Annotated in this window: 27 protein-coding genes; 3 read left to right on the forward strand and 24 right to left on the reverse strand. The window is 44.7% G+C overall.

Annotation, left to right across the window (positions count from 1 at the left end):
• Positions 1-41 precede the first annotated feature (41 nt).
• The 5 genes from bshB1 to MHI51_RS20960 are packed head-to-tail and all read right to left on the reverse strand — an operon-like array spanning position 42 to position 2,917.
• Positions 42-734, reverse strand: coding sequence for a bacillithiol biosynthesis deacetylase BshB1 (gene bshB1, locus MHI51_RS20940; protein ID WP_076127533.1), 693 nt, complete (start codon positions 732-734; stop codon positions 42-44).
• The gene (gene mgsA / locus MHI51_RS20945; RefSeq protein ID WP_036676275.1) at positions 731-1,153 is read right to left on the reverse strand and encodes a methylglyoxal synthase; all 423 of its coding nucleotides are present in this window, start codon (positions 1,151-1,153) and stop codon (positions 731-733) included. The genes bshB1 and mgsA overlap by 4 nt, the downstream gene beginning before the upstream one ends.
• A 15-nt stretch (positions 1,154-1,168) precedes the next feature.
• A complete protein-coding gene (dapB, locus tag MHI51_RS20950) occupies positions 1,169-1,972 on the reverse strand; it encodes a 4-hydroxy-tetrahydrodipicolinate reductase (RefSeq protein WP_036676273.1) in 804 nt (267 codons plus the stop codon).
• 34 nt (positions 1,973-2,006) lie between these two features.
• On the reverse strand, positions 2,007-2,528 hold the full coding sequence (locus MHI51_RS20955) for a tetratricopeptide repeat protein (RefSeq protein ID WP_036676272.1): 522 nt from the start codon (positions 2,526-2,528) through the stop codon (positions 2,007-2,009).
• Between the two features lie 59 nt (positions 2,529-2,587).
• Positions 2,588-2,917 carry a nucleotide pyrophosphohydrolase gene (locus MHI51_RS20960; protein ID WP_036676271.1) on the reverse strand — a complete coding sequence of 110 codons (330 nt, stop codon included), beginning with the start codon at positions 2,915-2,917 and terminating at the stop codon, positions 2,588-2,590.
• 167 nt (positions 2,918-3,084) lie between these two features.
• Between MHI51_RS20960 and MHI51_RS20965 the strand changes: the two genes are divergently transcribed.
• The gene (locus tag MHI51_RS20965; protein WP_076127532.1) at positions 3,085-3,954 is read left to right on the forward strand and encodes a YitT family protein; all 870 of its coding nucleotides are present in this window, start codon (positions 3,085-3,087) and stop codon (positions 3,952-3,954) included.
• 60 nt (positions 3,955-4,014) lie between these two features.
• Here the strand turns inward: MHI51_RS20965 and MHI51_RS20970 are convergent, their stop codons facing one another.
• The 12 genes from MHI51_RS20970 to MHI51_RS21025 form a co-directional block, all read right to left on the reverse strand.
• Complete coding sequence (locus MHI51_RS20970; RefSeq protein ID WP_076218401.1) at positions 4,015-4,917, reverse strand: sporulation protein YpjB; 903 nt, start codon at positions 4,915-4,917, stop codon at positions 4,015-4,017.
• A 155-nt stretch (positions 4,918-5,072) separates the two neighbouring features.
• Positions 5,073-5,720 (reverse strand): DUF1405 domain-containing protein, encoded by a 648-nt coding sequence (locus MHI51_RS20975; protein ID WP_051490910.1) that lies wholly within the window; start codon positions 5,718-5,720, stop codon positions 5,073-5,075.
• 91 nt (positions 5,721-5,811) lie between these two features.
• The gene (locus tag MHI51_RS20980) at positions 5,812-6,684 is read right to left on the reverse strand and encodes a menaquinol-cytochrome c reductase cytochrome b/c subunit (protein WP_076134674.1); all 873 of its coding nucleotides are present in this window, start codon (positions 6,682-6,684) and stop codon (positions 5,812-5,814) included.
• Positions 6,685-6,710: 26 nt separating this feature from the next.
• Positions 6,711-7,382: a menaquinol-cytochrome c reductase cytochrome b subunit gene (gene qcrB / locus MHI51_RS20985; RefSeq protein WP_036676266.1), complete on the reverse strand. Its 672-nt coding sequence runs from the start codon at positions 7,380-7,382 to the stop codon at positions 6,711-6,713.
• Positions 7,383-7,387: 5 nt separating this feature from the next.
• Entirely contained in the window at positions 7,388-7,942 is a 555-nt protein-coding gene (locus tag MHI51_RS20990) for a ubiquinol-cytochrome c reductase iron-sulfur subunit (protein WP_076127525.1), read from the reverse strand.
• 239 nt (positions 7,943-8,181) lie between these two features.
• Positions 8,182-8,601: a DUF2487 family protein gene (locus tag MHI51_RS20995; protein ID WP_076218400.1), complete on the reverse strand. Its 420-nt coding sequence runs from the start codon at positions 8,599-8,601 to the stop codon at positions 8,182-8,184.
• A gap of 184 nt (positions 8,602-8,785) precedes the next feature.
• Positions 8,786-8,965 (reverse strand): IDEAL domain-containing protein, encoded by a 180-nt coding sequence (locus MHI51_RS21000; protein WP_036676261.1) that lies wholly within the window; start codon positions 8,963-8,965, stop codon positions 8,786-8,788.
• Between the two features lie 235 nt (positions 8,966-9,200).
• On the reverse strand, positions 9,201-10,286 hold the full coding sequence (locus tag MHI51_RS21005) for a hypothetical protein (RefSeq protein ID WP_076101463.1): 1,086 nt from the start codon (positions 10,284-10,286) through the stop codon (positions 9,201-9,203).
• An 89-nt stretch (positions 10,287-10,375) separates the two neighbouring features.
• Entirely contained in the window at positions 10,376-10,963 is a 588-nt protein-coding gene (locus MHI51_RS21010) for a histidine phosphatase family protein (RefSeq protein ID WP_076127520.1), read from the reverse strand.
• Between the two features lie 178 nt (positions 10,964-11,141).
• Positions 11,142-11,588, reverse strand: coding sequence for a hypothetical protein (locus MHI51_RS21015; RefSeq protein ID WP_051490909.1), 447 nt, complete (start codon positions 11,586-11,588; stop codon positions 11,142-11,144).
• 152 nt (positions 11,589-11,740) lie between these two features.
• Positions 11,741-12,328 (reverse strand): RNA polymerase sigma factor, encoded by a 588-nt coding sequence (locus tag MHI51_RS21020; RefSeq protein ID WP_036676255.1) that lies wholly within the window; start codon positions 12,326-12,328, stop codon positions 11,741-11,743.
• Positions 12,329-12,881: 553 nt separating this feature from the next.
• On the reverse strand, positions 12,882-13,058 hold the full coding sequence (locus tag MHI51_RS21025; RefSeq protein WP_179087006.1) for a hypothetical protein: 177 nt from the start codon (positions 13,056-13,058) through the stop codon (positions 12,882-12,884).
• Between the two features lie 193 nt (positions 13,059-13,251).
• Between MHI51_RS21025 and MHI51_RS21030 the strand changes: the two genes are divergently transcribed.
• Positions 13,252-13,818, forward strand: coding sequence for a helix-turn-helix domain-containing protein (locus tag MHI51_RS21030; RefSeq protein WP_038572428.1), 567 nt, complete (start codon positions 13,252-13,254; stop codon positions 13,816-13,818).
• A gap of 217 nt (positions 13,819-14,035) precedes the next feature.
• The gene (locus MHI51_RS21035; protein WP_081398171.1) at positions 14,036-15,340 is read left to right on the forward strand and encodes an MFS transporter; all 1,305 of its coding nucleotides are present in this window, start codon (positions 14,036-14,038) and stop codon (positions 15,338-15,340) included.
• Between the two features lie 476 nt (positions 15,341-15,816).
• On the opposite strand, the gene MHI51_RS21040 is transcribed toward MHI51_RS21035, so the two are convergent.
• From MHI51_RS21040 to trpD, 7 genes are read right to left on the reverse strand one after another with little or no spacing between them, the layout of a single operon-like run.
• Entirely contained in the window at positions 15,817-16,911 is a 1,095-nt protein-coding gene (locus tag MHI51_RS21040) for a prephenate dehydrogenase (RefSeq protein ID WP_036676253.1), read from the reverse strand.
• Positions 16,912-16,957: 46 nt separating this feature from the next.
• The gene (gene hisC, locus MHI51_RS21045; RefSeq protein WP_405173239.1) at positions 16,958-18,055 is read right to left on the reverse strand and encodes a histidinol-phosphate transaminase; all 1,098 of its coding nucleotides are present in this window, start codon (positions 18,053-18,055) and stop codon (positions 16,958-16,960) included.
• Between the two features lie 60 nt (positions 18,056-18,115).
• Positions 18,116-18,940 (reverse strand): tryptophan synthase subunit alpha, encoded by an 825-nt coding sequence (gene trpA, locus MHI51_RS21050; protein ID WP_076127517.1) that lies wholly within the window; start codon positions 18,938-18,940, stop codon positions 18,116-18,118.
• Entirely contained in the window at positions 18,937-20,136 is a 1,200-nt protein-coding gene (gene trpB, locus MHI51_RS21055) for a tryptophan synthase subunit beta (RefSeq protein ID WP_076127515.1), read from the reverse strand. The genes trpA and trpB overlap by 4 nt, the downstream gene beginning before the upstream one ends.
• Positions 20,133-20,810 carry a phosphoribosylanthranilate isomerase gene (locus MHI51_RS21060; RefSeq protein WP_405174068.1) on the reverse strand — a complete coding sequence of 226 codons (678 nt, stop codon included), beginning with the start codon at positions 20,808-20,810 and terminating at the stop codon, positions 20,133-20,135. The genes trpB and MHI51_RS21060 overlap by 4 nt, the downstream gene beginning before the upstream one ends.
• On the reverse strand, positions 20,803-21,633 hold the full coding sequence (gene trpC, locus MHI51_RS21065) for an indole-3-glycerol phosphate synthase TrpC (protein ID WP_076276711.1): 831 nt from the start codon (positions 21,631-21,633) through the stop codon (positions 20,803-20,805). The genes MHI51_RS21060 and trpC overlap by 8 nt, the downstream gene beginning before the upstream one ends.
• Positions 21,623-22,663 carry an anthranilate phosphoribosyltransferase gene (gene trpD / locus MHI51_RS21070; RefSeq protein WP_175618936.1) on the reverse strand — a complete coding sequence of 347 codons (1,041 nt, stop codon included), beginning with the start codon at positions 22,661-22,663 and terminating at the stop codon, positions 21,623-21,625. The genes trpC and trpD overlap by 11 nt, the downstream gene beginning before the upstream one ends.
• Positions 22,664-22,694 lie beyond the last annotated feature (31 nt).

The raw sequence follows: 22,694 nt of genomic DNA on the forward strand, positions 1-22,694 counted from the left end.
AGCTTATTATATTATCATACAAACTTCGTTATATCCGTTCCTTAAGTAAACAATTCCACCGTATGAGGTACCTTGGTTGCAAACCCTTCTGCATAAGGAATCAGTCTGCGCTGGCCAAGCAGCATATCTCTCGAACGGACTCGTTCAATGTAGCCTTCCGTTAACGGTGTGGATACAGTATCCGCACCCGGAGGTTTGGTGAACTGGGAGCGATAGCAGGACAATGCCTGCTCCTTCAAGCCATATTGTTCAGTAACATCAACAATAAGATCGGTACGTCCTAAATCATTGATAAAATAGAAGTACAGCTGAGGAGCAGGAATTGCCGGCTTGTCCGGCATATATTTACGTAGCTTGGCATTAAAAACAGCCTCTTCCACCAGCTTGCTACAGGCGATATGATCGGGATGACGATCCTCCCAATAAGGAGCAAAAACTATCGTAGGAGAAAAGCGGCGAATTTCAGCAGTCACAGCCGCCACATGCTCTGCTGTAATAAAAAGCCCTCTATCTGGCAGACCCAGGTTTGTCCGCACGGATGCTCCGAGAAGGTCTGCAGCTTGCTGCGCTTCTTGCTTGCGAAGTTCTACTGTACCGTTCGATGACATTTCCGCGGCTGTTAAATCGCAAAGTCCCACCTTAAGTCCCGCAGCGGTATGTTTTGCAATGGTTCCTGCCATACCAATCTCCGCATCATCTGCATGCGCACCAAATACAAGAATGTCCAGCTTCATTCATCAACACCCGGTTTGTATTTGTGAACCAGTGCACGCCAAGCAAAATCACCACGATCAATCGCCTTCACAAGAACTTCCGCTGTGGCAATATTCGTAGCTACCGGTATCCCGTATACGTCACACAGACGAAGCAGAGCTGAAATATCAGGTTCGTGTGGCTGCGCCATTAAAGGATCACGCATGAAAATAATAAGATCCAGTTCATCCTGTGCTACCATTGCACCGATTTGCTGATCTCCACCTAATGGACCAGACATGTAACGATGAATTTTTAAGTTAGTTACATCCATAATCCGTTGGCCAGTAGTCCCTGTAGAAAAAAGTTCATGACCTTCAAATACATGTTCATAAGCTAATACAAAATTTACAATTTCATCTTTTTTACGATCGTGGGCAATAAATGCGATCTTTAACATGGTGTTCTCTCCTGTCTATTCTATAAAGTGCTCGAATCCATAGATCAAGCCTGTATATCCCATTACCTTTTCAATACCCATCTTAACGCCTGGCATATATCCTGCACGCTCATAAGAATCATGGCGAATCTTTAAGGATTGTCCGAATCCACCAAAAATTACTTCTTCTTGAGCAAACACACCAGGAAGACGGACACTATGTATCCGGAATCCGTTATAGTAACCACCACGGGCACCTTCAATGGTTTCTTCCTCTTTAGGATTACCTTGACGAAGTTCCTCACGAACTTCCGAAATCATTTCTGCAGTTTTGACCGCAGTTCCGGATGGAGCATCCAGTTTCTGGTCACCATGATACTCTATAATTTCCAGATGCGGGAAGTACTTTGAAGCTTGTGCCGCAAATTTCATCAATAGAATAGCTCCAATGGAGAAATTCGGAGCAATAAGTCCGCCGATCCCCTGTTCTTGACACTGCTTGTCCAGTTCCACCATCTGCTCCGGTGTGAATCCGGTTGTACCGATAACCGGACGCACTCCATACTTAATAGCTAGCGCTGTATTCGTATACGCTGACTGCGGTGTAGTGAAATCGACAAGGACATCTCCGTTGCTTCCCGCGAGGGCGGCCTCAAGATCAGAAGTTACAATAACGCCTGAGTCTTCCAGACCTACCAGACGCCCTGCATCAATATCGCCTGAAGAACGATCTACTGCTGCTGCTAACTCCAGCTCTTCGTCCTGCAATACAAGTTTAACAACCTCTTTACCCATTCTTCCGCCTGCGCCGGATACAACGACCCTGATCTTGTTATTCATATTTTTTCCATCCTCGCTCTCACTAGTTATATAGTTATTGCATATACGATTGTATGGATTTCTGAAGGTCTCTCATCAATTCCCGCAAGCCAGAATCATCCGGATGTAACGAAATCACTTCTTTTAAGGCAGTCATAGCCTGTAAATGTTCATTCACTCGGCTATGCGCGATAGCAAGCCATACATAAGCATCCCCATATAATGGATCAAGGGTAATAGCCTCTTTGAGCAGTGTAATCGGATGATAAGGGTTGCGAGTTTTGTTATCTTCATCTTCTATCAACCGTTTGGCTTCTTGTACATGCATCATAGCCTGCAAATGCTGCAGATGCAGACTATACTCAGGTTTGCTGGTGTCCAGCTTTACAGCAGCCTGAGCATGAACTAAAGCTTTATCTAGCATACCACTGCGGGCATACGTTATGGAACAACGATATCTAACCTCGGCATCAGCAGGGCTTGCTGCAATTGCAGACTCGAAGCAAACAATAGCTTCGGCAAAGTCACTGCGCAATATCGAGCGGTAGGCCTCTCTTACATAATCCTTATGATCCATATACACACCATCCTCACGGCTAAATCCCGTTGGTTTGGTACAGCATATGTTATAGAGGCCTAATCGGTGTCTTTCGGTGTCCAACGTCCCGCATCACGGGTATTAAATTTATGCATTACCTTATTATGCGCTTCCGTCAGGTCTATCCCGAGAGAATTCGCAAAACAAACGGTAATAAACAGAATATCTCCCAGTTCAAGTTCAATGGAATTCTCAGCTTCATCAGACTTTTTAGGCTTCTCGCCGAACTCGTGATTGACTTCTCTAGCCAGTTCTCCGACTTCCTCGGACATGCGGGCCAGCATAGAGAGTGGACTGAAGTACCCTTCCTTAAACTGCGATATATAAGCGTCTACTTCACGCTGTATGTCACCAAGACTTTTGTCCATAAAATGTAACTTCTCCCCCTCTGTATATCTTGCCTTCTGTTTGCCCCTATGTTATCGTAAAGACGTTTTGAAGACAATCTTTTTTGAATATTTTAACACACGCAAGAAAAGGTATACTTATTATAGAAAAAGAAAAACTGCCTACAAAAGGCCTAACGAGGGATTTCATGAATTCAAAAAAGGTAATTACAATCAGCAAGACAGTCGCTCCCATCTTGCTCGGAGCCGCAGTATATGCCTTCGGGCTACTGTATTTCATCATTCCTAATCAGTTGATGGAAGGCGGCGTAACCGGGATCACACTTCTCCTTAATTATGCCTTTAGTATTCCCATCTTTTTATCCACACTGCTGATCAACCTTCCTTTGTTTCTGCTGGGCTGGAAAGTCCTAGGCGGGCGGCAAATTGTGTATACAGGTGTAGGGATCGGGGCGTTGACCTTTTTCCTGTGGGTTTTCGAACGAATGATTACTGCGGGATGGATTATCCCCTTCAGTACCGAACACGACTTTATTCTTGCGGCACTGTACGCAGGAGTAACGCTTGGAACGGGGCTTGGGCTTGTATTCCGGTTTGGGGGTACAACAGGTGGTGTTGATATTGTCGCAAGAATTCTGGGACGGAATTTTGGCTGGAGCATGGGGCAGATTATTTTGGCCATCGACATTATTATTATTGGCTCTTCCATCCTCTACATTCCTAAAGAAAAAATACTTTACACACTCGTCGCAGTTTTTATCTCATCACGAGTGATAGATTTTATCCAAGAAGGCGCCTATGCTGCCAAGGCATTTACAATTATCAGTGATGAAGCACCACAAATTGCCGATCTGATTACAGCCGAAATGGACCGTGGTGTAACCCTCATCCCTGCCATTGGTGCTTATTCCAAGCAAGCCAAATATATGGTGTACTGTGTGGTCTCAAGGCAAGAAATCCGCCGGCTAAGTCTGCTGGTCAAATCCGTTGATCCACGCGCCTTCGTAATTATTAGCGATGTACACGACGTACATGGAGAAGGCTTTCGAGAAACCTAAATAAAAAGGAGTGTAGGCCATTTCAAGCCCACACTCCTTTTTACTGTTTATAATTTCACCCTACGGAATCGGCTTCCAATTCTGATTCTGACCACGGTACTTGCGATAGGCTACATAGGCTAACGCAGCTATAATGAAGCTTGCGGCTAACCCTCCCCAAATCCCAAATTCTTGCGATGCCAGCGGCAAGGACAAAGCAGGTTCATCCTTCTCTTTTCCGAACATTACTCTTACCGCATCCTGACCATAAGATACAATTTCAAGCAGGCGGGCACGTTCAACCTTTTGTGAGGACGAAGGAATGCCGGCCGCATATGAGAGCCAGGAATCAAAAGCATTCACAACTTCAGGCTGGCGGGAGACAATCACTGCCGGCCGGATGTTATCATACCTGCCCTGCAGTCTTTCCAGAGCTGTTTTCCAGCCCGCCAAATCATTTGCAACCGCACTTTGCTCTATCGCATTTAAATCCTCGCGAATCAGCTTGTAGTACTGAAGCCAAATAGGCTGGCGCGGATGATTAAGACTGTTGGCAGCTAGACGTAGCTTGGCGGCTGCCGCTTCCCATTGCTGTGGATTTATTTTCGCGCCTGCCACGGTAGCCTTCAGGTCCATAATGACCCCTGACAATGCATTAATCCCCTCCACAGAGGTCATTCCTTCAAAGGATGAGGACACAAAGATCTTGGAGATCGCTTCGGTCTCCTGTCGGACCTTCATTACATCCCCTTCCAAAACATACCCATACAATGCCTCAGCAGCTTGTTCCAGCTGCTGCGCTCCGGTCTTTCCGCTCATTACTGCCAAACCGTTGCCCGAACTAACGTCGGCGCTTTGCTTCGAAGCTTTGCCAGACCCTTCACCAGCATCCCCTAGCGCTGCTGAAGCCTTTACAACATCCATACTGGACAGCAGCCAGCAGAATACTAGAACAACCACTACATAATATCTCCCGCGGAGCATGAGACATCCCCCTCCTACTTAAGAAGAAACGACGTTGTCGTCTTTTAAAGACGATATTCGTTTCTCGTAAAATTATAAGGATAAAGCATAGTATAAAACTTATACTTCTTATAATTCTAAATGTATGGCAGGGGGACAAGGGATAGAACTGCTTACTAACGTCTATTCTTGAACTGATAGATTGACTCTACCGGTCTTTGTCTTCTACTAAACAACCAAGCAGCTGCAACACTAAGCAGCGTAAGCGCCATTGTAAAGTACTGTACCTGTATAACATAATCGTTCAAAACAGAAGGTAACCACGGATAGATTCCGTAAGAATAATCCAGCATATCGTTGGCGAGTGTCCAAAGCAGGGCTAATGGAATCATTTTGCGGAAAGAAAAAAACCTCGCATAAATCAATGCTTCAACTGCCATCCCCGTATGGGAGATTACCAGCATCCAATCTTTCCAAACCAAAACATCACCGTGATAACCCCCGGCAAAAATAATACTCACTGCCCATATCCCGTACTTCACTGACGTAACGACCGCCAAAGCCTCAATAAGTTCCCTTACATTGTTTCCTGTGTAACTTTTTGGAGGGAAGAGCATCAGCAACAGAGCCAAGGTAAAAAACAAACTTGCGGTTGGGCTATCCGGAACAAATGGAAGCAGCCAGTGTGGATAATTAGCCGCAGTGAACTCCAGTTGATTGCCATACCATATGTAACCATAAATTGTACCCAGGAAATTTACGATAAATAACAACCAGATAATTCCCCGGTTCTTAAACAGTTTGTTAAACCAATGAACTGGCATACAGATTATTAACCTCCCCAAGTAATGGCACTTCGCATTTAGACATACAAAAACCTGACCGCATGCACGATCAGGTTGCGTTATCATTATTTTACTGTTCGCTTTTTTGTTTGGCAAGCCAGCCGGCCAAGGTATCAATATCCGCTTCTGATAGACCTGCTCCCAAAGCGGTATCGTACATTTTTGGCATCTGCCCTTGACCCTCTTTTATAATAGTAAGGATTGCTTCTTTGTCATGGGTGTCTCCAACTCCACGAAGTGAAGGACCGCCCGCCCCTTTCAAATCTGCTGCGTGACAGGAGATACAAGTGGCTTGCTTGAAGAGCCCCATAGCAGGATCATCCTTGTCCACAATCGCTACTTCTTTTGGCTTAACGGCACTGGAGGTCGGCAGACCCTTAGCCCTGTTCTCCGCCGCCTTTTCTTCCCGTTGAACATCTTCAGGAATCTGACCCGTTTCAGCCATTTCATGTTTGTATTCAGTCCAGGCAGTATTGGTCAAATAAACAATTGCTGCAAGCGACAAGAACATTAAAGATGAAGCAATCGGTCTACGGTAAAAGCGACGCTCTCTACCCGTATCCAGAAAGGGAGCCAACAGAAGTGAACCAAAAGCCACACCAGTAACTCCTAGTGTACCCAGAACGATATAATCACCTGAAGCATATGGGAGCTTCAAATACTGATAGAGGAACAAGAAATACCAGTCAGGAATCGGGATAACCGTAGCACTAGCATTTGCTGGAAACCCTAGCGGAGCTGGCTCTGAAATAGTAAGGACTAATATTCCTACAAGTACAACGACTCCGACCATCCATTCCTTCAGTAGAAAGTTAGGGATAAAGGCTTCCGATTTGCCGGGGTAAGCCGTGTAGTCCGGAGGTGTGATAAATCCGTTCCCTCTGCGAACTCTGGAATCACCGACATATACAACCTTTTCCTTAGAATTGTTTCCATGCGCCATCCGTATTCCTCCTCTCTCAGATTAACTTACAACGGTCCGGAAATCCCTTGTCTGCGGATCATAATAAAGTGTCCTACGAGCAGACTAAGAAGCACCGCTGGGAGGAAGAATACATGTAGTGCGAAAAAACGAGTTAAGGTTTCGGCACCAACAATCGTTCCACCTTGCATCAGTTCCTTCAGCACCGGCCCCATCACTGGAACAGAATTGGCTATTTCAAGAGTTACCTTTGTTGCGAAATAAGCTTTATTATCCCAAGGCAACAAGTAACCTGTTAAACCAAGTCCCAACATTACGAAGAAAATCAGCATTCCAACTACCCAGTTCATCTCGCGCGGCGCTTTGTAAGAGCCTGTAAAGAAGACACGCATTGTATGAAGGAACATCATAACAATTACTAGACTTGCGCCCCAGTGATGCATCCCGCGGACAATCTGTCCAAATGCAACACTTGTCTGCAAATACTCAACACTAGCATAAGCATTAATAATGTCCGGAACATAATACATCGTTAAGAACATACCTGATAAAATCTGAATGACTGTAATAAAAAAGGTCAGTCCGCCAAAGCAATACACGAACGCAGAGAAATGATGGGCCGGATTAACATGCTCAGGAACCTCGTGATCGGCCACGTCTCTCCAAATCGGCGTAACATCCAGACGTTCGTCAATCCAGTTATAGACATTTTTAAACATCAGAACTACGCCTCCTCACGAGCTACTGTATTTGGCACAATGTCTCCCAAAAGCACCCACCCGTTATCGAATTTCGTTTTATACTGGTCAAGCGGCTTAGGAGCAACTTCGAGATTTTTGCCAAGCTTTGTATAACGTGCACCATGGCATGGGCAGTGATATTCGTCCGGATGAGCTTTATCGTTGTTCCACCCGACCGTACATCCCAAATGTTTACAGATCGGTGAAAGCGCATAAATATCACCCTTCGCGTCTTTCCGGATCCACGCAGTGAGTGTCGCTGTACTGTCGTACCATCCGTCCTTCTGTTTCAATTCAAAAGTAAATTCCTGGGGCTCTTCGGTGATTTTGCTTATCTCAGCAACCTTGATAAAATCTCCAGCACCCTTCTTATGTAATATCGGATCCACGACAAAACGGACCATGGGGAGAATTGTACCCGCCCCCATAAAAGCAGTGGCGCCACCAAGCGTGTAGGTCAAAAATTGCCTGCGCGACATCTCTTTACGGCTGGGTGGTTGTTCAGGCCATGTCTCCTGTTGTTCATTATGGCTGCTCATACTGTTATATAACCCCCTTCTCAAGATATAAGAAAGTATCTGTGGTGTCCGATCAGAGATGTCTCAATATAAATAATCCGTTTTCAAATCTTTTCAATGAAATACATCACATACCATTTGGATTCAACCTAATAATAGCTTAGGCTCCAAAACCCGTCAAGAATATTGTCTAATTTGTGACAGGCTAAAAAGCGATTTCAACCTATAATTGTTGATTTTCTGTCACATTTATAAGGAGTTCATCTCCGCCACATGTCTTGAATTTTCATCCTAATTTCACTGTCATTCTTCCCTTCATGAGAAGCCTCAATGATAGGCAGAGAGAGAACTAAATCGCTTTCATAGATTTGGCCTTCTTGGAGAGGTACATCCGCTGTCAACACCACTACATGCTGGAAACCACTGGATTTGACTTTTTGGCAAATCTCATTAATTAAATTCACATAGCCCTCTCCAGCGTACTGAATGGCTGGGTAAGTCACGATCCGCCCCTTGAACGGTATTTCCACCATATCCATGAAATTACGTAATCTTTCGAGTGCCTGAACGGTCTCAGGAGGACTCTCCAGTCCACTTAATCCTGTAAAAGGTATGAGACATGTATCATAGAATTTTTGATTTTCTTCCCAAGTGCCCACTTCAAAATCGCTGAATTTCATTCCCATTCATCTCCCTATGTATAATTGTTAATTTTTCCGTTCTTTCGCAAAGCTTCCTGAAGTTATAGAACCCATTATATTGAAGGAGGAGGAGGAACGTCCAGATTTAGATTTTATATTTTCGTTCGATTAAGCAAATTGAGTAGATTATAAGCAAAAAAAGAAATGCGCTAAGCGCATTTCTTTATGCCAAACTTTTAAGTTCCTCAGTAAGATTTCGGAAAGCCATCTCATCTCCGGTAGCCAGCGCCGTGTCAATCTCACGGTGCAAGATGTCGGAGCGACGCTTTCGCAGCGCTTCATCCCACACCATTTCTGCCGCAAGTCCTAGCATCACTTCATACGTAGCCTTCATTTTGTCCATTCGATACACCTCCGCTGTTTAAGAGATCCTTTTTTTCTTGTTATTTGATATTCATCAAGATGATTATGTTTTCGGTTTCAAGAGAATCGGCACCTACTAAAGCATATTCATCAATCCTGTCTTCGTTCTACATATTCGCCCATTCCGCTAAACACTTCCTCTATTGTACCCATCAGCAACAATAACGGATTCCTACTTCTGCATATGTAATCCCCATAAGCATTTGCACGCGCACCTACCGAAGATACTTAGGCACGGCTGTCTCTATCCCCCATGGTGTCATCATAACAGCGAGTCCACCAGAAGTCTCGCCCAGTTTAAGCATGCCTAGGTGCACCATCATCCGTATTATACGTTGCTCTAGAATAGAAGCAGCACTGTCATAATAAAACGGTTTAATTAGCCACCCCACACCATCTACTAAAGAAGGTACTGTCACCCAATTACCGGCGCTGATGCTTATCCAATACACAAGTGAAGGTAGATTTGGCACAGCCCCTTTATATAGTCTTAACCAAAAAGAGAATATCTGCATCAACGAATCACATTTTCCATCGTTTAACACAGCCTCACCGGTCGCAGTAAGCCTTAGCCGGAAGCCTTCCTCAGAGATCCAGCGGCGGTGACGAATATAGTCATACAAAAGCGCAAATCTTGGAGGATAATGCTCACAAGCTCTCCCATAACCAAACCTCCAACCGCCTTTGCTAAGAAGCTCCTCCGGAATATGAAGCGCGTTCATCACACCTTGCTGATAACGCCTATACATTGCCCCTTCCTGATTCAGTTCTGGCTCATTGTCCTTAATATATCTCAGCAGCATTACCAGATCACTGATCATTAATTCTCCTTCACTGCGATACATCACAGGTTCAGGGCTAGTTGCGATGCTCTCTTTGATATGCGCACTCATCGTCTCCCGAAAACGCTCTTTTAAATCTTTGGGTACCTGGTACAAATATCTGGTCTGCTGTGAGGAACCACTAAAGAGCCAGCCTCCACTCTTGAAGCGAGAGACCATCTCCCGGAAACCTCCAGTTTTTCCTTCAGGTGCATCAAAAGACGCTTGCCTTGCCACAGCCAACAAATCCTCAAGACTAAAGTAGGTGCGTTCATCAAAAAGCAATGTATTCAAAAACCTTAAATCCTCCGGAGCGCATTCCCGGATATGAGACTCCATAAAACTTCTGCTTCCAAGCATAATCAAAATACTTTGGATCAAGTCGTGTTTGGAATTCTGTTTGCATTCACACCGGTAGCGGCCCGCTATGGCGGTCAGCTGTCCAATATCTGCATAAGTAAGCATATCCGCCAGATTCATGTTTTATCGCCTCACCGTTTTACTACCATTATGGGGAATACTGCCTATTTTATTCCCTTTATTGCAAAAAAAATAACCCGAAGCCCGGGTTAATGCTGATTTTGCAGGATATGGCGAGTACAATTATATAAAATAGGGTTCCATTCCCGCTCTTTCTTCTCCAGAATCGTCAAGGATAGATTGCCAATTCGTTCAGAATACTTATCCTTGTAAAGAGCAGTATACAGCTGAGCAAGAAATCCTCCATGGGATATGACGAGTATATTCCGATTGGGATGCAGTGCAGAAATATCTTCCATAAAAGCAAGAGCCCGAGCCTGAAGCTGTTCGTCGGTTTCTTGACCGAGGGAGAGCTGGCTCCATTCCTTCCCCCACTTCTCTTCACGTTCTGCGGCAGTAAGCCCTTCTACCTGCCCATAAGCACGTTCCCGGATACGCTGATCAGGTTCTAATAGCGGAATCCCTAACTTGTCAGCAATAATCTTACCGGTCTCAGCAGCGCGGGAAAGATTACTAGTAACGCAGCAGTCCCAGCTGTACGGTTCCTGTAATAAGCGGTCAGCAAGCATTGCAGCTTGCATCCGTCCTTCATCATTAAGTGGAATATCACTTTGTCCCTGTATTTTCCCTATCGCGTTCCAGTCCGTCAATCCATGGCGTATCAAGCCGATTAGCATGTTGCCTCCCCCTTTTCAGCAAAGTATTTGTCTCTTAATGTAACATGGATGAAATAAAAAGTCTTCTTTTTATGAGTTTTACAATGCAAAAAGCCCCTCATTACATTAAGTAAAGGGACTCATTCAATATTCTGAATATTATAAACAACGGAAGCAAAGACATACGTCTAATAACCCTCTATGATCGGCGATAACGATTCAGCCTAGTTAATGAAAATACTGCAAAGCCTACACCTAACATTGATAACATCATCCAGTATTGAGGATGAGTGGGTCCCATACTTACTACAAGGGGTTCAATGATCCCACCTTCAGAGCCCAAAATTGGATACGTTGATTGCCATTCCATCGAGGATCCAGCGACACCTGTCTCCACAATTCCACTCTGAGCAACAACTGCATCACCTGGAGTTCTGAACATCGTAAAATAAAGAACGCTGGACAGAAATATTGCCAAGAAGCATGCGATCCATAAGCTAAGCCGATGGCGAACAATAGCAGAGGTTCCAGCAGATTTCCCGTCACCGGGCATCAACCATGGACTCTCTAAATAAATCCGCTCCATGACTTTAACATTTATGGCTTCAGCACGCTCTTCACTGATCTCTTCCCTCAAATCTTGCATAAGCAGGCTGCTCTCTTGCCATAGAGCCCATTCTGCAGCGCAGTAAGGACAAGTTTCAATATGTCTTTCAAGTAAAATCCGCCTAGGATGTGTGGGGGGAGCGTCCCACAAGAGCGGAATACATTCTTGCGCTTCCCTGCAATTCATTCGCCTTACACCCTCTCAACCTGCTCTTCAACTTCAGGCTCATTGAAATAGGATTCGAGTTGAAGCTTCACACTACTCCTGGCACGAAACAATAATGATTTCACTGAGCTTACACTCTGATCTAAAATTTCTGCGATTTCTTGATAGTCCATTTGATCATATTCACGTAGGATAAGTGCAGAGCGTTGTTTTTCGGGAAGATTATTTATCGCCTCACGGACCAAATTCATCCGTTCATTGCGCAATGCAGCCTGCTCGGGTGCAACTTCAAACGGTGCTACTGGTGTATATCCACTCTCTTCCAGAGATACATTACCGGCACGGTTCTTGCGAAGCTCACTTAGAACAGTGTTGCGGGCGATAGTGTACAGCCATGTTGAGAATGAAGCATCTACCTCTCGAAAGGAATGCAAGCTACGAAATGCCTTGTAGAAGGTCTCCGAACAAAGGTCCTCTGCGATAAGCTCCATATGTGAATTTCTAAGCATATGATATACAAATGCTAGTATTTTACGTTGATAACGACGCATTAATTCTGAATATAATTCCGTGTTTCCTTGTTTGATTTGCTGGATCAACTGGGAATCCGTCATGGTGAGATTGGCCCTCCTCGCCCTTGCACGTCTTTTCCCATCCGGTCCGTACTTATTATACCGGTTTGGGCTTTAAAAGTTGCGGTGTTACTGCAAATTTTTAGTTTTTTTATGAAATACACCTATGTATATTCAACTACCCGATAATTAAGGCATGATGTATATGAAGAAGACAAAAAGAAATAAGGCATACTTCTAATTTTACATAAATATAGAAACGAATCTAGAAACATACCTGCTCTATTGTACCACATATTCTCATAGGATGACATTAATAGACTTTAGATAGGTCGACTCGCCAGCAAGACCCGACATTGGATTTCTGACTTAGAATCCGGCTTTAAAAATAACACATTTATCAATTTTTAAAAACTGTTGACAAAATGTAAACGTATACATATAATAAAAGTACAGTATGGTTTCTCTCCACTCCTATCCAATACTTAACGGTTCCAATTTATTGTGAACTGTAGCCGCTTACTTTGTAAGCGGTCTTTTTTTGTCCTGAAAGCGCTCTACCTTTTTTTAGATGATCTATATTAGATTATTTTTACTATAGCGAGCGAATTAGCTTCCACAAATCCCCACAATCATCTATTACCCCGTCTACGTCCACTTGAAGAGATATCTGCTCATTACGTTTCCCAATGGCTTGCAGCCCTGCGTTACGGCTCGCTTGTACGCCATTCATTGGATGATCACCTACAAATATAGACTCCTCTGCGCTCACCCCATTGTTATCCCTCCTTTTGCAAAAATAAAGGATTAAACCGGGGAAGGTGATAAGCCTACGGGCAGGTTCGTTACATAGACGTCATTTGCATAGCTGCGTGTGTAATCCACCCTCTAATCCTAATCGTATGGAAAAGAGTCAGGATAAACAATATACTAGCTATAAAGTTATTTGTTGAGGTGAATTTGAAATGGATGAAATCGATGAATCAAAACAACTGGTACTACAAATCGGCGGTGCCTTGAAAAAGTACAGAAAAGAAAAAAACATGAGCTTAGATGACTTAGCGGAATTAACGGGCGTAAGTAAACTTACTCTGGGGAATATCGAACGTGGCGAGACAAATCCAACTTTGGCAATAATATGGAAAATTTCAAAAGGCATATCTTTGCCCCTATTAGCTTTGTTCAAATCTGAAGACCCTGTTAGTTTGTATCGAGCAGGCGAAGGTCTTCGGTTTTCTAATGATCAAAAGAATTGGATCATAGAACCCGTCTTTAAAAATGTAAGCAACGATATTGAAATGTGTCGGGCTTACTTACAGCCAAATAGTTCGTATCACCCTGAAGGTCATCATGTGAATACAACTGAAATTGCGACAGTAATGACTGGTTCCATTGAAATACGAGTCGATGGAGAAATGTACACATTGAATCAATATGATACGATCAGTTTTCGTGCAGATCGCCCTCACTCTTATACCAATCATACGAATAGCGAAACAGTGCTCCATATCTCCTTAAAATATGGTTTCTAAAAGTCGAAAATTTCACCTATTACATGCAACTCAGTATTCCATTCTAAATGGAAACTCTGAGTTGTATTTTTTTATCTAATATAAGCATTTCAAGTTATAGAACCATCTCAATAAAGTAAACTTTAAAATACTTATTGTTAAATTTAATATATTATACTATACTTTCATTGTCCGCGCGGATATTAGTACGCATTAATTCTGGGAGGGAAAATGAAAAATGCCGAATAAAAAATTCGTACCATCATCTTTAGGGCTGCTACTACTCGGCATTATTATTATTGCCGCAAATTTACGTGCTCCCTTAACCTCGGTCGGTCCTTTAGTGGGTCTCATTAGGGGTGACGTTCATATTTCCAATACTTTAGCAGGCTTGATCACAACGGTACCTTTACTTACCTTTGCTTTATTATCGCCTCTAGTACCAAAACTAGGACGTAGGTATGGAGTTGAACTTTTAATTTTGTTTGCCCTGATCTTTTTGACTGTTGGAATTGTAATACGTTCTTTATCTGGGGCTGCAAATCTGTATATTGGAACTGCAATTCTTGGATTTGCAATTGCCGTTTGTAATGTATTAATGCCAAGTTTAATCAAACGTGATTTCCCTAATAAAATCGGTGCAATGACTGGTGTATTTGCAATTTCAATGAGTTTATCTGGAGCGATCGCATCGGGAATCAGTGTACCGCTAGCTGCAAACGCTGGTTTAAAATGGCAGGGTGCATTGGGAATTTGGGGGATCCTAAGCTTTGTATCGATCCTCTGCTGGTTGCCTCAATTAAGGAAGCATACGAAGCAAACAGCCTCGACGAGTCAACAGATGGCCGGCAATGATGTGAAGGTTTGGCGTTCCCCTCTTGCCTGGCAAGTAACCTTGTTTATGGGGATGCAGTCCATGATTTTCTATGTGCTAATCGCATGGTTGCCTGAAATTTTAAAACAGCCAGGCATTGACTCAGGCCAATCAGGATGGTACCTCTCAATAATGCAGTTAGCGCTGCTTCCATTTACCTTTATTGTCCCCGTTATTGCAGGGCGAATGTCAAATCAACGTTCGTTAGTGTTCATTACAACCATTTTACTTTTGACGGGAACGCTCGGACTGCTTTACGGAAGCTCCAATATCATTCTGTTGTGGATCATCATACTCGGAATTGGTGGAGGCTGCGCCTTTAGCTTGTCCATGATGTTTTTCGGTTTACGTACTAAAAATGCGCATCAAGCAGCGGAACTGTCTGGTATGGCGCAATCGATCGGATATCTGCTTGCCGCAATTGGTCCTGCCCTTATCGGATATTTGCATGACACGACAAATAGTTGGAACGTGCCACTTTTCATACTGCTTGGAGCTTCGGTCTTACTCTTTATTGTCGGTCTAGGAGCAGCAAGAAATCGTTTTGTAGGTAGTCGAAATAGTTACGACGAAATAAACTCAAGTACCAGAGAATTTCATGGAAGAAATACTGATCAGAATGAAGAAAGCGAGTTTGGGAACAGTTGCAACAAACCAAACCTAAATTAGAGTCCGCGGGTATAAATCCGGAAGCATTTTGCGGCACTCCTTTCTTTTCTTCGTTGATCCAATAAACATTTAGCTTGTACGAAGTCGCTATCGGACACAGTTGACCTAAATGCAGCATTAATCCGCATTTGGGATGCTAACGGACCGCATAGCAGCTATTGGCACGAAAAACACCCAATATAAGCCTCTTTATGTGAAATAGCGTCTGTGGAGTCCGAAAGACTGCTTCAAAGGCAAAAAACGAGCAAATAACGTCATTAGGGTCCGTAAGTACTTGGTGGTACTTATACTGGTACTTATACTGGTACCTATACTGGTACTTATGGTGGTACCGATGCCGATGACGATACTGACGGCATGTTGAAATAAGCAACCAATAACCCAAAAAACAAAAAAATAGCGATTCTCTATTCACATGAGAATCGCTATTTTACTGTTTTTTATGATTTAAAAATGAACCCGAACTAACCTTAATACTACACGTATACCGTATAATCATGATGCTGCAACAGGATCTTCGCCCGCTCCATATCGTTCTCCTGACGGAAAGAGAGACGCATAATCCCCGGAACATCTTCACGGCTTTCGATAATTTGTACGTTGCTAAGGTTAATTCCTTGATCCCCCAGCTCTGTAGCAATACGACCGATAATCCCCGGATGATCCGGTACATCAATATGTAGGTCAAATAAAGGTGCTATCATACCTTTACGCCGTTCAGGCAACTGACTACGGAAGCCATTGGCTTCATGAAATGCCTCTTCAATCCCTACACCATCTTCACTTTCCAGCAAACGAACAAAAGAAGAAACTTCCTCGTTCCAATCCTTCAACAAACGAAGCATCACTGAACGATTGTTTAACAAGATATCACGCCAAATAATTGGATCACTGGACGCAATCCGTGTAATATCCCGAAAGCCTCCTGCAGCTAACGTACTATACAAGGAGTCAGTATCATCATAAGCTTTAATCTGATTTACCAGCGCAACGGCAATAATATGTGGCAAATGACTAATGGCGCCTACAATCTCATCATGACGTTCTGGATTAAGGCGTACAATCTGCGCTCTAGTAAGGTGGAGTAAGGATTCCAACGCATGATAAGCCTCGTCTGGCACTCCCGGTGGAGGCGTTAATACGTAATAGGCATTCTCAAACAACAGCGATGAAGCTGCCTCAACACCTGAACGCTCTGATCCTGCCATAGGGTGACCGCCGATAAAATGTACTCCAGGAATATCCAAAGAGACCGCGCATGCGGCAATACTAGCTTTCGTACTTCCAACATCTGTAATGATGCAGCCGGGCTTGAGCGGCAATTTGCTTAACTGCTGCAAATAATCCTCTAGCATACCCACCGGCACACATAAAAAAATGAAATCGGCATCGATTGCCGCTTCCTCCACAGACAATGTGGCACTATCGACCACACCTCTGCTAATATACTTACTCGCGGATTCAGGACGGTGGGCATGGCCAACGACGGTCAGGCCCTCCTTGCCTTTAAAGCAAAGGGCCAGTGAGCCTCCGATCAGACCGACACCGAATATTGCTATTTTTGTCGTCATGTTCTTTGAACTACCTGCCTTCTTTAGTCTTGACTTGCTGTTATTACTAGGCGCGTACTCCACTCTCTATAAGAGTTTGTTCCAGCGCGGTGATAAAAGCCGTGTTCTGCTCAGCCGAGCCCACAGTAACCCGAATATAAGTCGGATAAACCTGATGACCCGCTCTTACGATGATTCCTTTACGCATCAAAGCATCAAAGACCTCTGTAGCAGGCTTTCGAACATCTACCATGATGAAGTTCCCGTGTGCCGGGAAGGATTCTAGGCCCAGACGTTTGAATTCACCTTGCAATTGGACAATACCCGCGCTATTAAGACGACGACATTCCTGTACGTAATCTTGATCATTCAAAGCAGCAAGAGCTGCAGCTTGAGCAAGCCGTGAGGTATTAAAAGGCTCACGTACCTTGTTGATCAACGAAATGATCTCAGGACTCGCAACACCGTATCCAATACGCAATGCAGCTAAGCCATAAATTTTAGAGAATGTGCGGAGCACAACCAGATTCTTGTAACGAGTCAGTAACTGGATGCCATTGGAGTATGAAAGATCTGTTACATACTCACAGTATGCCTCATCAAGGACAACCATTACATTGGAAGGCACAGCATCCAGGAAAGAAACCAAAGGTTCCTCTGGAACAATCGTACCTGTTGGGTTATTCGGATTACAGATCCAGATAACCTTAGTGCGGTCCGTTATACGGGCCAGCATCCCATCCAGATCATGTGTACCTTTTACAAGCGGCACCTCAATAGATACCGCACTTTCGATGTCTGCGTTACTCTTATACACGGAGAAGGTTTGGTCCGCCATGATTGTCTCATCACCCGGTAAGAAAAAGGCACGAGCAATAAGTGCAATAATCTCATCTGAGCCACAGCCAAAAATAATATTGTCGTTATTCACGCCAAGACGGCTGGAAAGTGCTGAAGTCAATTCAACGGCTGAGCCGTCCGGATAAAGATAAAGATTCTCAAGTTCTGCTAGAATTGCTTCTTTTGCACTCGGTGAAGCTCCATACGGGTTCTCATTGGATGCAAGCTTAATAACCTCACTTAAGCCAAGCTCCTTCTTGACTTCGTCTATAGGTTTCCCTGGTTTGTAGACAGGGAGATTAACTATATTCGGTTTTGGATTCATACAATAGTCCTCGCTCTCCATAGTTGATTACTCCACTATACACAGGTCAGAATGACACTGTTATGGTCTTTTTAATTGTGCCACAAATTCTCGAATTTGCAACAGTCCCTCATTCCGCGTAGCAGGATGATCGAGCAACGGGATTACCTCTTCTATTTTGCGGACAATGGCACTCCCTACTACAACACCATCGCAAATCTGAGCAAAACGGGCAACCTGTTCGCCAGTAGAGATCCCAAATCCTACAGCCACTGGCAGATCCGTAGCTTGACGAACGGAATCAATAAAGGCTTCTACATCCGCATGGAAAGAGGATCTTTCTCCAGTCACCCCTAATGAAGATACACAATAGATAAAACCGCTCGCACCGGATACAATCTTTGCAATCCGTTCGCTTGAGGTTGGTGCAACTAAAGGAATGAGGTTGACTCCAACTTCATCACTACGGCGCCGCATCTCCGCTGATTCCTCAACGGGAAGATCCGGGATAATAAGTCCGCTAATTTCATGCTTGTTCAGATCAGCAAAAAACGTATCTAGACCCATTTGCAGGATAGGATTGTAATAAGAAAACAAGATAAATGGCAAACTGCTGCCGGCTTCACGAGCCTTTAACGCGGTCTCCATGCAAGTGCGCAGGTGAACTTCACCCCGCAGTGCCCGGGCAGATGCTCGCTGAATTACAGGGCCGTCTGCAAGCGGATCAGAGTATGGTACTCCAAGCTCCAGAATATCTGCCCCTGCTGTCTCCAGTTCAGTGATGATGGCAAGAGTAGTCTCCAAATCCGGATCTCCAACAGTCAGAAAAGGAATCAATGCGGTCCGGTTCTCAGCTTTTAGCTTCCGGAATACCAAATCCATCCGGTTTGTAGTTTGGGTTGTCATTCAGTTCCCTTCCCTTCTGTATACGCCATAATGGATTCTACGTCTTTGTCTCCCCGGCCTGACAGGCAGATGACAACAATGTCATCCTTAGTAAGGGTTGGACCCATTTTTACAACATGTGCTATCGCATGCGCCGATTCTAACGCTGGAATAATGCCTTCCGTTACACATAGCAGCTTCAGTGCATCTAGCGCCTCTGCATCTGTAATCGGGACATATTTTGCGCGTTCGATATCTTTTAGATAGGAGTGTTCAGGACCCACACCAGGATAATCCAGGCCTGCGGAGATGGAATGTGCTTCTGTTACTTGTCCATGCTCATCCTGCAGGAGATAACTCATCGATCCCTGGAATACGCCATGAGTTCCTTTACTCATTGTTGCCGCATGAAAAGGGGTATCAATGCCTTTACCAGCCGCCTCTACACCAATCATACCGACATTTTCATCCTCAACAAATGGATAGAACATACCGATGGCATTACTGCCACCGCCTACAGCAGCTACGAGCACATCCGGCAGCCTTCCTTCAGCCTCCAGAATCTGGCGCCGTGTTTCATCCCCAATAACCCGCTGAAAGTTACGGACCATCATCGGATAAGGATGTGGTCCTACAGCTGAACCCAATATATAGAAGGTATCGTCTACATTGCTAACCCAGTAGCGAAGCGCTTCGTTGCCGGCATCTTTTAAAGTACGCGATCCGGAAGTAACGGGAATCACTTCTGCACCAAGCAGCTTCATCCGGAATACGTTAAGGGCCTGGCGACGTGTATCCTCTTCCCCCATAAACACCTTACATTCCATACCTAGCAAAGCTGCAACTGTAGCTGTGGCTACACCATGTTGACCCGCACCCGTCTCAGCGATTACCTTCGTTTTTCCCATCATTTTGGCCAAAATCCCTTGACCAATCGCATTGTTAATCTTATGGGCACCTGTATGATTCAAATCTTCACGCTTCAGATATATTTTAGCTTCTCCCAGATGTTTGCTCAGACGCTCCGCATAATACAGCGGGGTCTCCCGTCCGGAATACTGCTTTAATAGATAATCTATTTCTTCCTGAAAAGCTGGATCTGCCGAAAACTTACGGTAAGCCTCCTCCAACTCAATCAATGCATTCATCAAAGTCTCGGGCACGAAGCGGCCTCCGAATGAACCGAAACGTCCATGCTGGTCCGGTACTTGTATCATGATTGCTTCACCCTTTCCACAAAAGCTGTCATTTTTTGAATATCCTTAATGCCGTCAGTCTCTACTCCACTCGACACGTCTACCCCATACGGGGCATAGGTATCAAGCAATTCACCAACATTATCTGAATGAAGCCCTCCAGCCACAAACAAGGGCAAGTCATGTTGTACTGCAATTTCTTGGTAAGCAGGTAATTTATTCCAATCGAACGTTCGGCCGGAGCCGCCACTCTGCAATGGATCATAAGTATCTAATAAAACCGCATCTACTGCAGCTACGTAATCTTCCAAGCTATATTCATTTTCAGCTTTATCCCGCTCTTGATCCGCAACGGACAGTGCCTTCCATACCTGAACCTGTGGATAAGCTCGGCGAACCTGCTGGCAAAAAGCTGGACTCTCCTGTCCATGAAGCTGAATTACATCTAAATGCACCACAGACAGCAATTCGTTCAACTCATCCAGCTCCGGATTAACAAAAACCCCGGCAGCCTTAGGAATTTCACCAGTCTTCCAATTTGGAAGCTCTGCAATCAGTTCGGCAGCACGCTCTATGGATACCTTCCGGCGGCTAGGTGCAAAAACAAATCCGATATAATCTAGTGGTAAGTGTAACATAGATTTTAGCACTTCAACGTCCTGAAGTCCACAGATTTTTACTAATGTCTCAGCCATGCCGTACACGGTCCTTTCCATTAGGAAGCTCACCGAGCAAACCGTTAACCGCATCCTCTACGTTAGCTTGACGCATTAGATACTCCCCAACGAGCACTCCGTGAGCACCAGTAGTTCTTAAGTAGTCGATGTCTGTTGACCCGGAAATTCCACTTTCGCTGATCACTGGAACACCTTGCGGCACAAGAGCTGCCAGCTCGGCTGTTGTCTCCAAAGAGGTCTCAAAGGTACGTAGATTACGGTTATTAATTCCTAGCAGGACGTTAGGTTGGGTTATCTTTTCTGTGCTCAGTACAACCGCCAGTTCATTCCGGTCATGCACCTCAATCAAGATATCCAATCCAAGCCCTGAAGCTATATCTATAAAATGAGATAGTTGTGCCGGTGTCAAAATAGCGACGATTAACAACACGGCATCCGCTCCGAGAAGACGTGCTTCGTAGATCTGCTTCTCATCGATAATAAAATCTTTGCGAAGCAGCGGCAGATTTACAGCTTCCTTCACTTGCTGCAGATAAGCTGCGCTGCCCTGGAAATATTCTGTGTCCGTCAGAACAGATAAGCAATCTGCACCTCCAGCTTCATACCCTTTTGCAATGGAAACAGGATCAAAATCCTCACGGATCAACCCTTTGGAAGGAGAAGCCTTCTTCACCTCAGCGATCAAGCCCATATCTCTGTTCTTCCCTTGGGTCAGAGCCTTACGAAAGCCTCTTGTTGCCGGAAGAAGCGCAATATCACGCTCTGCTTGTGCCAGCGAAAAGTTTTTACTGAGCAGTTCAACCTCTTTAATCTTAGTCGCGACAATTTTATCAAGATACATAATTAAGTTCCTCCGTCATAGCTACAAGCTGATTAAGCTTGGATAGTGCCTTGCCTGAATCCACTACTTCTTTTGCTCTCTCTACGCCTCCGGCCATGGTATCTGCCAGACCAGCAACATATATACAGGCTCCGGCGTTAGCAAGAACGATATCACGATAAGGATTCATCTGCCCTTGAAGGACCGAGGTAATAATCGCCGCATTTTCAGCTGCATCTCCACCCAGCACAGCTTCTAATGGATGTCTGTTAAGACCTAATGCCTCTGGCGTTACCTCATACGTGGTTACGATGCCCTCTTTTAGCTCAGACACTAATGTAGGGGCCGAGATGCTGATTTCATCCAGACCATCCAAGCTGCTAACAACCATCGCACGCTTGGACCCCAGCTCCTTCAGTACATTAGCCACCGTCTCTGTCTTATTCCGATCATAAATCCCCAGCAGCTGACGGTCAGCACCAGCGGGATTCGTAAGCGGACCAAGCATATTAAAAATCGTCCGCACTCCAAGCTCTTTACGCGGTGCTGCCGCATGCCGCATCGAAGGATGATAGATTTGTGCGAATAAAAAACAAATGCCGATTCGATCCAAGCATTCCCGAGCCTGATCCGCATTCAGATGAATGTTGACGCCCAAAGCTTCAAGTACATCTGCACTTCCTGCTCTACCGGAAGCTGAGCGGTTGCCATGTTTGGCAACTCGTACCGAAGCCGCTGATGAAATAATCGCTGAGGCGGTAGAAATATTAAACTTATGGATGCCGGAACCGCCCGTACCACATGTATCTAGCAGACGCGCTTTTTCAGTAAGGACAGGTGTGCCGAAACCTCTCATGGCTTCCGCAAACCCCGTAATCTCCTCCACGGTCTCTCCCTTAATCCGTAAAGCGGTCAGCAGTGATCCGATTTGTGCCTGTGAAGCCTCTCCCAGCATGATTGCGCCCATTATATCCCGTGCTTCTACACGTGTCAGACTTTTGCCTTCGATTAGTCCAGCGATTCCTGATTGTATCAATTTTGTTGCATCCATAATGTTCATCCTCCCAGCCTTAATGTAATCT

Source organism: Paenibacillus sp. FSL H8-0260, assembly GCF_045040625.1.
Lineage (GTDB): Bacteria > Bacillota > Bacilli > Paenibacillales > Paenibacillaceae > Paenibacillus_AQ > Paenibacillus_AQ odorifer.